8 protein-coding genes are annotated in these 9,005 nt (G+C 66.6%); 3 read left to right on the forward strand and 5 right to left on the reverse strand.

Going from position 1 to position 9,005, the window contains the following annotated elements:
- Positions 1–5: 5 nt before the first annotated feature.
- From DC347_RS19975 to DC347_RS19985, 3 genes are all read right to left on the reverse strand, one after another.
- Entirely contained in the window at positions 6–668 is a 663-nt protein-coding gene (locus tag DC347_RS19975; protein WP_018763657.1) for a hypothetical protein, read from the reverse strand.
- Entirely contained in the window at positions 668–2,149 is a 1,482-nt protein-coding gene (locus DC347_RS19980; protein ID WP_109864212.1) for a WXG100 family type VII secretion target, read from the reverse strand. The genes DC347_RS19975 and DC347_RS19980 overlap by 1 nt, the downstream gene beginning before the upstream one ends.
- A gap of 84 nt (positions 2,150–2,233) precedes the next feature.
- Complete coding sequence (locus DC347_RS19985) at positions 2,234–2,710, reverse strand: Lrp/AsnC family transcriptional regulator (RefSeq protein WP_026265119.1); 477 nt, start codon at positions 2,708–2,710, stop codon at positions 2,234–2,236.
- A gap of 321 nt (positions 2,711–3,031) precedes the next feature.
- Here DC347_RS19985 and gluQRS point away from each other — a divergent pair, with 321 nt between their 5' ends.
- Together gluQRS and DC347_RS19995 are read left to right on the forward strand one after the other, a co-directional pair.
- Entirely contained in the window at positions 3,032–3,928 is an 897-nt protein-coding gene (gluQRS, locus tag DC347_RS19990) for a tRNA glutamyl-Q(34) synthetase GluQRS (RefSeq protein ID WP_109864213.1), read from the forward strand.
- A 9-nt stretch (positions 3,929–3,937) separates the two neighbouring features.
- On the forward strand, positions 3,938–4,555 hold the full coding sequence (locus tag DC347_RS19995) for an HD domain-containing protein (RefSeq protein ID WP_109864214.1): 618 nt from the start codon (positions 3,938–3,940) through the stop codon (positions 4,553–4,555).
- Here the strand turns inward: DC347_RS19995 and DC347_RS20000 are convergent.
- Entirely contained in the window at positions 4,552–5,868 is a 1,317-nt protein-coding gene (locus tag DC347_RS20000; RefSeq protein ID WP_109864215.1) for an ATP-binding protein, read from the reverse strand. The two genes, DC347_RS19995 and DC347_RS20000, sit on opposite strands and share 4 nt — an antisense overlap.
- Before the next feature lie 126 nt (positions 5,869–5,994).
- Positions 5,995–6,945, reverse strand: a complete 951-nt coding sequence (locus DC347_RS20005) for an L-lactate dehydrogenase (protein ID WP_109864216.1) — start codon at positions 6,943–6,945, stop codon at positions 5,995–5,997.
- Positions 6,946–7,032: 87 nt separating this feature from the next.
- Between DC347_RS20005 and ggt the strand changes: the two genes are divergently transcribed.
- On the forward strand, positions 7,033–8,865 hold the full coding sequence (gene ggt / locus DC347_RS20010; protein WP_109864217.1) for a gamma-glutamyltransferase: 1,833 nt from the start codon (positions 7,033–7,035) through the stop codon (positions 8,863–8,865).
- Positions 8,866–9,005: the final 140 nt, after the last annotated feature.

Below are 9,005 nucleotides of genomic sequence, written 5' to 3' on the forward strand. Positions count from 1 at the left end.
GAAGGCTAGGTCAGCGGGTTGACGTGGACGATGATGACCTGGACGTCCTTTGAGCCGTCGTAGCGGAGGTCGTAGTTCACTTCAAGTCCCGTGCTGGTGCCGGACGTGATGGAGAAATTGCTCTTGGTGCCCGGATTGCTTTCCATGCTGCTGATCCACCTCTCCGCGGCGGCAGAGTCCACCCCATACTTCTCAACCCCGTCCCGGATCAGGCCGGTGTACTCCTCCAGCGACCCTGCAGTCAGGAAATAGGTCACCTCGCGGAAATCGGGCTCCTGTTCCGTGGTGCTGAAGCGGATGCGGTCTGTTTCGGCCTGCACGTCTCCGGTGGGACCGGCAATGGTCAGGGAAATCTTGCCGAGGTCGCGGGTGTTGATCTCCGGGCCAAAGCTGTCGTCGGTCAGCCTCACCGACGCTTTTTGCAGCCTGCCCGAGCGCATGTCCAGGCGGGCCGTCCTCGTCTCGCGGATGGCATCCACGCCGGCGGCGTCAAGGGTGGAAAATTCGGAAGTGTGCACGGTGCTCCCTGCGGAAGGTGATGAGGCGGACGGCGGAGTGGAGGTCGGGGCGGCGGGCGCGCAGCCCGCCAGTGCAGCAGCGGCCAGGAGGACCAGGACGACGCCGGCACGCGGCCGCAGTGCGCGGCCGGCAGAAAGAAAGGGCGTCATCACTGGTGCACCTCGGCTCCGAAACCATCAAGGAAGCGGCCCATGATGGCAGGGATGTTGTTGGTGGGCCGGTACTGGTCCACCCGGGCATCGAAGTCGGATCCGATGATCCCGGCCGCGCGGGCCGGATCTGTTGCCAACAGATGCTGATAGGCAGGCAGCGTGTCCTGCTTGATGAGGTTCCAGCGCTGGTCCGCGTTGGCGATGTTGCCGTCCGGGAAGCCGGTGGTGAAATCGGTACGGAACTGGGCCGGGTTGTCCCAGTTGGTGAACGGGATGTTCTGCGGGCCGGGACTTTCCACGCTGAAGCTGTAAGGAAATACCTCCGGATAGCTCCTGGCGCCCGGGATGGAGGGTTCGCCGGCGAGGGTCACCATGTATGTCACGGCTTCACCGCCGGGGTGGCTGCGCATGGCGTCGTAGTCGTCCGCGATGATGTCGTTCTGCTCGCGGTAAAGCAGGGCCGTATTGCCCTTCCGAACTTCATCCGGAATGCCGGAGTCCACCTGGGCCCATGCACGCGCCGTCTCGGGATCGATGGCGCCTGAGTCGCGGAGCCGGTTGATTTCTTCGATGCCGCCGTTGAGGTAGGCCTGGTGCTGGCGGCCCTGGTCCAGGAAGATTTCCTTGTTCATGTCCAGCATGCTGGTCTCATAGAAGCGGATCTCACTATCGGTCATGCCCGCCAGTTGCTCCAGTTGGTCCAGGACCGGCAGGGGAACATCGGAGGCCGGGTTGTCCGCGATCTGGCGGGCCAAGTCCCGCAGCATGGCCATGTCCCGGAAACCGCCGGCGAACGATGGCCCGATCATGTTGGCCATTCCAGCCCACTGGAGGTCGGGGTTCGCGAGGTAGGCCTGTCCGTAGTAGTCGTAGACGCTGCGGATGGTATTCCAGTTGTATTCGGTCCCCTTGGAGGTGTCCCAGGTGGAGGGATCGATCCCCATCTGCAGCATCGCCTGGTTGTTCCAGTACGAGCTGAGGAAGTCCGCATATTCCGGGGACTTCTTCTCGATCAGCCCGGAATCTGCGGCGGCGTCCATTGCTGCCTTGGCTGCCTCCGGGTTGGCCAGGGCCCACTGGCGGAACTCCGCGCCCTGCAGGTACTGCAGCCGCTCCGAGGGGGACATGCCGGTCAGCAGATCCGTCAGTTCCTGCGCAGTACCGCCACCGGACGCGCCCGAGCCTCCTGTTCCCGTCCCGCCGGAACCGCCGGCACTGGCTTTCTCCTGCTCGTCCGCGTTGGCCAGCAATGCTTTGGACGCCGATTCCAGCCCTGCGGTGGCAGACCTCAGCAACCTGGCGTGGGAGGAGGTCCACTCGCTGCGGAACCTGTCGCCGTCGTGCCCCTTCCACAGCCCTGAAGCGATGCTGCTGGAGAGCTGCTGGCCCAGGGACTCAAGCCGGCTCGCACTCCTGGACAGGTCCTTGGCAAGCTGCCGGAGCTGTGCCACATCACCGCCGTAAAAATTTCCCGCCATATTTTCCCCCTGTTGGATCCCGTGCCAGCCTAGCCGCAGCCGCCGACCGGCGGCGATGGGGAGAGCTTCCCTGTGGGCGCCAGGCTACCCCTGCCCTTCCTGCAGGAGCCCGGTGGTCCGGTACGGGATGACCTCGCGCAGGAACATGCTCGTTGAGGTGCGGACAATGCCCGGGCAGAGGCGGATCTCCTCGGAGACCCGGTAGAGATCGTCGGGGCTTTTGGCCACCACGCGGATCAGCAGGTCAGTGTCCCCCGCGGGGGCATGGCATTCCAGGACTTCGGGGATCTTGCGCAGCGCAGCGATCGCCTCGTTAAGGTGGCTTTGGTCCAGTTCTGCGCTGACAGCTGCGGCCACGCCACGGCCGAGCGCGGAGGGCAGGACCCGGCTGCTGTTGGGGCGGAGGGCGCCCGAAGCAGCCATCCGCTCCAGGCGCGACTGGACGGTGCCGCGGGCAAGGCCCAGTTTCTGGGCAAGCACCATGATGGGCACCCGTGGATCGTTATCAAGCGCGGCCAGGATGCGCCGGTCGGTCGAATCGAGTTCCTGCAATCTGACCACTTCCTGCTTTGCTGTGCATCATCAATTAGTCATTCTGACCAGTCCGAGTGACCTCGGTTGCGCCTACTGTAGGGCATCTGCTGAAATCATGGCAATAAGGGATGCAGGCTACCGCCGCAGTCCCGCAGGCTACAGGATCCCCGGCACACCACCCGGTCCCTAGACCAAGCTTCCCGCAAGGACGCTGCCGCAGATTGACTCTTGTTCACACCAATGTCATTCCGCATCACACGGCAAGAGCCCCTGAGCTACCGACGTCGGCATTCCCCGAAGTCATCGGTAGCTGAGGGGCTCTTGTGCTGTTCCGTTTAAGGTGGATTTATGACCTCCGCCGGACGTTTCGCCCCCAGTCCCTCCGGTGACCTGCACGTCGGAAACCTGCGGACCGCCATCCTCGCCTGGCTCTTTGCCCGATCCACGGGACGGGCGTTCCTCCTGCGGGTGGAGGACCTGGACCGCGCCCGCGCCGGATCAGAGGCGGGACAGCTGCGGGACCTCCAGGCCGTCGGCGTGACCTGGGACGGCGACGTGGTGCGGCAGACGACACGCGGGCCCCTCTACGCCCGGGCCATTGCCGGCCTGGAACAGGCGGGGCTCACCTACGAGTGCTTCTGCACGCGCCGGGAAATCCAGGAAGCAGCCTCCGCGCCGCACGCTCCCCAAGGCGCCTACCCGGGGACCTGCCGGAACCTGGGCCGGGCGGAGCTGGAGTTCAAGCGCTCCACCCGGCCCGCGGCCCTCCGGCTGCGGGCGGACGTCACCGAATTCACGGTCCATGACACCCTGCACGGCAAGTTCACCGGGATGGTGGACGACCTGGTGCTGCGCCGCAATGACGGTGTCACCGCGTACAACCTCGCGGTGGTGGTGGACGATGCCGCGCAGGGCATAGACCAGGTGGTCCGGGGTGGGGACCTCCTGCCGTCCACGCCACGCCAGGCGTATCTCGCGTCCCTGCTGAATATTCCCGTACCGGAATATGCGCATGTGCCCCTCGTGGTAAACGTCGACGGCGCCCGGCTGGCGAAGCGCGACGGCGCCGTGACCCTGGCGGACCTGGCAACGGCCGGAGCGGACCCAACCCGGGTCCGCGACGCCATCCTTGAGTCCGTGGGCCTTCCGCCCGGTTCGTTGGACCATGCCCTGGAGTCCTTTGACCCCAGCTCGCTCCCCATGGAGCCATGGACGTGGCCGGGCGTGCCCGGGGCGGGCGCGTAGGCTGGAACCATGCCAGAAACAGGAACCGCGGACGCGAGCCTCCACGGGCCGCGATTCACGGTGGAGACTGCCAAGGTCCTCGCCGAAGTTGCCCACAACCGCCAAAAGGACAAACTCAAGCGGCCGTACCGCGAGCATGTCCTGGCCGTCGGCGACGCCCTTGCGGACTTCGACGACGACGTCCGGATTGCCGGCTACCTGCATGACATTGCCGAAGACACCCCGATGACCCGGCAGGCTCTGCTGGACATGGGGGTTTCCGAGCGCGCCGTCGACATCATTGAACGGGTCACCAACCGGCTGCACAGCAACCCCGATGACTACCTGGCCGGTATCCATGAGATAGCCGAGGACCATGACGCCGCCCTGGTCAAGATCGCCGACAACGCGCACAACTCACTGCCCGAACGCGTCCAGGCACTGGCCGAAAAATGGCCCGACAAGCCGCCCGTCACCAAATACCGGGACGCCCGGCCGGTGCTTTACGCGGCCGTTGACGTGGAGGAGATCCGCAAGATCCTGGCCCGCGTCAACCCGTGGCTGCTGGAGGAATTCGACGCACAGTTGGACGAGGCCGATGACACCGACTACGAAAACCTCCGGTACGACGACGCCCCCGGGGACTAGACCCGCCCCAGCGCGTCGATGTCCTCAAGGAAATCCGCCTGCACTTCGGCGCTGACGGTGGTGCGCGTTTCACCGATCGCATCCAGGTAATCCTGGGTGGACGGGCCCTTCCGCACCGCCTCGCGCACAGAAGCGTCACCGCCCGATGCCAGCCCGCCGTCGTCGTACACTGCCTTTTCCAAAGCCCGCTGGGAAGCGCTGCGGGCAGCGTACTCGATGTCCGCCGGCGAAAACCCTTCGGTGCGTTCTACCAGCAGTTCCACGTCCACGGCGTCCACCACGGCCGCGGGGATGAACCGCTGCCACATCGCCCCGCGTGCCTGCCGGTCCGGCAATCCGATGGGAATCACGTAGTCGAACCTGCCGTGGCGCAGGAAGGCGGAGTCCAGCGCCCGGATGAAATTGGTGGCGCAGACCAGGAGCCGGCCGGGCTGCTCGCGGAACGCGGGGATGATCTTCAGCAGTTCATTGGTGACGCCCTGCAGCGGCGACGGCGGGTCCCCTGCGCGCTGGGAGGCGATCTCCTCCACCTCGTCGATGAACACCACGGCGTGCTCCAGCTCCGCGATCTCCAGGAAAGTCTCCCGCAGGGCACCGGCCAGGCCTTGCGGGTCCCCGGCCAGGCGGGACGGGAACACCTCCACGAACGGCCACTCCAACCGGGACGCGATGGCCTTGGCGAAAGTGGTCTTGCCGGTACCCGGCGGACCAAACAGGACGACGGCGCGCGGCGGCACCACGCCGAACTCATCGGCCAAGTCCGCCTCGGCGAGCGGCAGCACCAGGCGCCGCTCCAGCAGTTCCTTCTCCTTGCGCATGCCCGCAACGTTTTCCCACAGGTCGCGGGCCAGGACGCGGCCGCCCAGCTGGCCCAGGGCCCCCAGTTCCTGGCGCTGCACCGGAATGGTGCGCTCGAAGTACCGCAGGTTCTTCTTCAGCGCAAAGCCCCTGCCCAGGAAGGCCTCCACCCGCGTTTCGGACTCCGGCATCAGCGCTGAGAGCTTGTTCAGCCCGTGCGGGGCCATCCGGCTCTCGACGGCGGCCAGCAGCGAGGTGCCGATGCCGCGGCCCCGGTATTCGGGGAGGGTGGCCAGGAACACGATCCACCCTTGGTCGTGCGCGGCGCGTCCGACCGCGGCGCCCACCACCTGGTCGCCCTGAACCGCCACCACCGCGTGGTCCTTCTCGCAGGACGCGAGGACCTCGGAGAGCGCATACACAGGTTCGACGTTGTTCGCCTTCAGGGTCTCCCAAAGGTGTAGGATCCCGTCGAGGTCCGCTGAGTGGAAATCCCTGATCCGCCAGTTGGTCATGGGTTGCTCCTGTTGGTTCGTCGTTGAGCCAGTGTGGACATCTCAGGTGAGCATATGCGAACCGCGCAGCGGACGGGGTTGCGGCCGGCGTTGCATGACGCCGGCCGCCCGTCCCCGTGGCCCCGCTCAGATCCCCAGCCTGTCCATCGTGTTCCGCAAGGTGTCAGCGGAAACCTGCAGGGCCGCCAGTTCGCCGCCGTCCATGGGTGTGTCCAGGACCCGGTGCACCCCGCCGCGGCCCACCACGCTGGGAAGTGACAGCGCCACTCCCGAGATTCCGTACTGCCCGGACAACACCGTGGAGACGGGGAGGACGGCATTGTCATCGCGCAGCAGCGCCTCCACGATGCGGGCGCCGGAGAGGCCGATGGCATAGTTGGTGGCCCCCTTGCCGGCGATGACCTTGTACGCGGCCTGCACCACGTCCCGGGCCGTGGCGGCCAGGTTCTCGGAGGTGAAGACCCGCCCGCCGCCGTCCGTCCAGTCGCGGATCGGGACAGGCCCGATCGTGGCCCCGGACCACAGCGGAAATTCGGTGTCGCCGTGTTCGCCCACCATGCTGGCATGCACGCTGGTGACGGAGACACCTGCACTCCGGGCCAGCAGCCAGCGCAGCCGGGAGGTGTCCAGGACGGTGCCGGAAGAGAAGATCCGCTCCGGTGGCAGCCCGGAGATGCGCTGGGCCGCGACCGTCAGGACGTCGCACGGGTTGGTGACCAGGACGTAGACGGCGTCCGGCGCCCGCTCCAGGAGCTGCGGCATCAGCTGTTCAAGGATCCGAACGTTGGTGCCGGCCAGGTCCAGGCGGCTCTGCCCCGGGTTCTGCTTGGCACCCGCGGTAATCACCACGACGTCGGCACCCTCCGTGACGGCGATGTCCCCGCCGCCGGCCACCGTCGCGGACGCCGCGGCGAACTGGCTGCCATGGGCAAGGTCCAGGGCCTCCGCTTCGGCCTTGGGCGCATTGACGTCGAACAGGGCGATACTGCTTGCCGAGCCACGGATCAGCGCGGCGTAGGCCAGCGACGTGCCTACGCTCCCGGCCCCCACTACGGCGAGTTTGGATCCACCAGGCATGGTGCCCTTCCTTTCGGAATCGTTGAGTGTGTCCTACCCGAAGAGTAGCGTGGCCACCATCACACGAACCCCCACTAAGGAGCCACCATGCCACATTTCGGACGCCGGCTCGCTGCTGTGACGGCGGCGCTGGCCATCGGCGTGACCACCGGGGCCATCAGTCCCGCTGCAGCGGACCCCCGGCAGACCGACAAGAGTCCCACGGCCACCGGGTACGGCGGCGCGGTCAGCACGGTGGACCCGGAAGCGTCGGCAGCGGCCATCGAAGTCCTCCGGAAGGGCGGGAACGCCGTGGACGCCGCGGTTGCCGCCGCAGCCACGCTGGGCGTCACCGAACCCTACAGCGCCGGCATCGGCGGGGGCGGCTATTTTGTCTACTACGACGCCAAGTCCGGAAAGGTCAGCACCATTGACGGCCGCGAGACTGCGCCGGCCGGAATCAAGCCGGATGCCTTCATCAATCCCGCTACCGGCAAGCCCTACCCGTTCACCCCGGAACTGGTCACCAGCGGCGTCTCCGTGGGCGTGCCCGGCACCCCGGCCACATGGGAACGTGCGCTGGACCGCTGGGGCAGCATCAGCCTGGGGGAGGCACTGAAACCGGCCATCAAGGTGGCGGACCGAGGTTTCGTGGTGGATGAGACCTTCCGCAACCAGACCCAGGACAACCAGACGCGGTTCGCGGCGTTCACCTCCACCAAGGACCTGTACCTCCAGGGCGGCAAGCTGCCGGAGGTGGGATCGGTCTTCAAGAACCACGACCTCGCGGACACCTACCGGCTGCTGGCACGCAACGGAATGGACGCGTTCTACAACGGTCCGCTCGCCGAAGAGATCGCCAACACCGTCCAGAATCCGCCCAAGTCCCCGGACACCAAGCTCCCCGTTCCCGTTGGCTCCATGACGGCGGAGGACCTGGAAAACTACCGGGCCGTGGACCAGGACCCCACCCACGTGAACTACCGCGGCTATGACGTCTATGGCATGGCACCTTCCAGCAGCGGCGGCACCACCGTCGGGGAGTCCCTGAACATCCTGGACGTCTTCGACCTGCCGGCCTTGAAGGCAGACCAGCCTGCCGTCCTGCACCACTACCTCGAAGCCAGTGCCCTCGCGTTTGCCGACCGCGGGAAGTACGTCGGCGATCCTGCCTTCGTGAAAGTCCCCACGAAGGCCCTGACTGATCCCGTCTTCGGCAAGGAACGCGCCTGCGAGCTGGACCCAACCCATGCCGCAACCAAGCCGGTCCTGCCCGGCGACGTGACCTCCTACGACGGCGCCTGCCCGGCCGGCCCGGCTGCTGCCGCCGAGGAGAAGGACACCGAAAACATCTCCACCACCAACATGACTGTCTCCGATAAGTGGGGGAACGTGGTGGAGTACACGCTGACCATCGAACAGACCGGCGGGTCCGGCATGGTGGTCCCCGGCCGCGGCTTCCTGCTGAACAACGAGCTCACGGACTTCTCCACGGTGTACAGCGCCACCGATCCCAACCGGATTGAGCCGGGCAAACGGCCGCGGTCCTCGATGTCGCCCACCATCCTGCTGGAGGACGGCAAGCCGTTCCTGGCCCTGGGCTCCCCGGGTGGCTCCACCATCATCACCACGGTGCTACAGACCCTGGTGAACAAGATCGACTTGGGTATGAGCACCCCGGACGCCATCGCCGCGCCGCGTGCGTCGCAACGGAACACGGCCAGCGTCACGGCCGAGCCTGCCTTCATCGACAAGTACGGGGCAGCCCTGACCTCGCGATTCGGCCACACGCTGACCCCGTCCGGCGACTCCTTCACCTCCGCCTCGGAGATCGGGGCGGCCACCGCCATCGAATTCCTGAAGGACGGCCGGACCCTCGCCGCCGCGGAGCCGGTCAGGCGCGGCGGCGGCTCGGCCATGGTGGTCAAACCGTCACAGTAGGAGGACCACCGCATTAAGCGCCCGACGGCGGCACCCGGGTTCCGGAATTCCAGAACCCAGGTGCCGCCGTCGGCGGTTAAGCCCGAAGGCCGTTACTTCTTGAAGGTATCCGCCGGCGCGTTGGCGATGACGGGGGAGGT

The sequence above is a fragment of the Pseudarthrobacter sp. AG30 genome, from assembly GCF_003116525.1.
In the GTDB taxonomy this organism is placed as follows: domain Bacteria; phylum Actinomycetota; class Actinomycetes; order Actinomycetales; family Micrococcaceae; genus Arthrobacter.

Coding starts and splice junctions, on each gene's coding strand:
- DC347_RS19975 (WP_018763657.1), bottom strand. CDS start 668: ATGACGCCCTTTCTTTCTGCCGGCCGCGCACTGCGGCCGCGTGCCGGC.
- DC347_RS19980 (WP_109864212.1), bottom strand. CDS start 2,149: ATGGCGGGAAATTTTTACGGCGGTGATGTGGCACAGCTCCGGCAGCTT.
- gluQRS (WP_109864213.1), top strand. CDS start 3,032: ATGACCTCCGCCGGACGTTTCGCCCCCAGTCCCTCCGGTGACCTGCAC.
- DC347_RS19995 (WP_109864214.1), top strand. CDS start 3,938: ATGCCAGAAACAGGAACCGCGGACGCGAGCCTCCACGGGCCGCGATTC.
- DC347_RS20000 (WP_109864215.1), bottom strand. CDS start 5,868: ATGACCAACTGGCGGATCAGGGATTTCCACTCAGCGGACCTCGACGGG.
- DC347_RS20005 (WP_109864216.1), bottom strand. CDS start 6,945: ATGCCTGGTGGATCCAAACTCGCCGTAGTGGGGGCCGGGAGCGTAGGC.
- ggt (WP_109864217.1), top strand. CDS start 7,033: ATGCCACATTTCGGACGCCGGCTCGCTGCTGTGACGGCGGCGCTGGCC.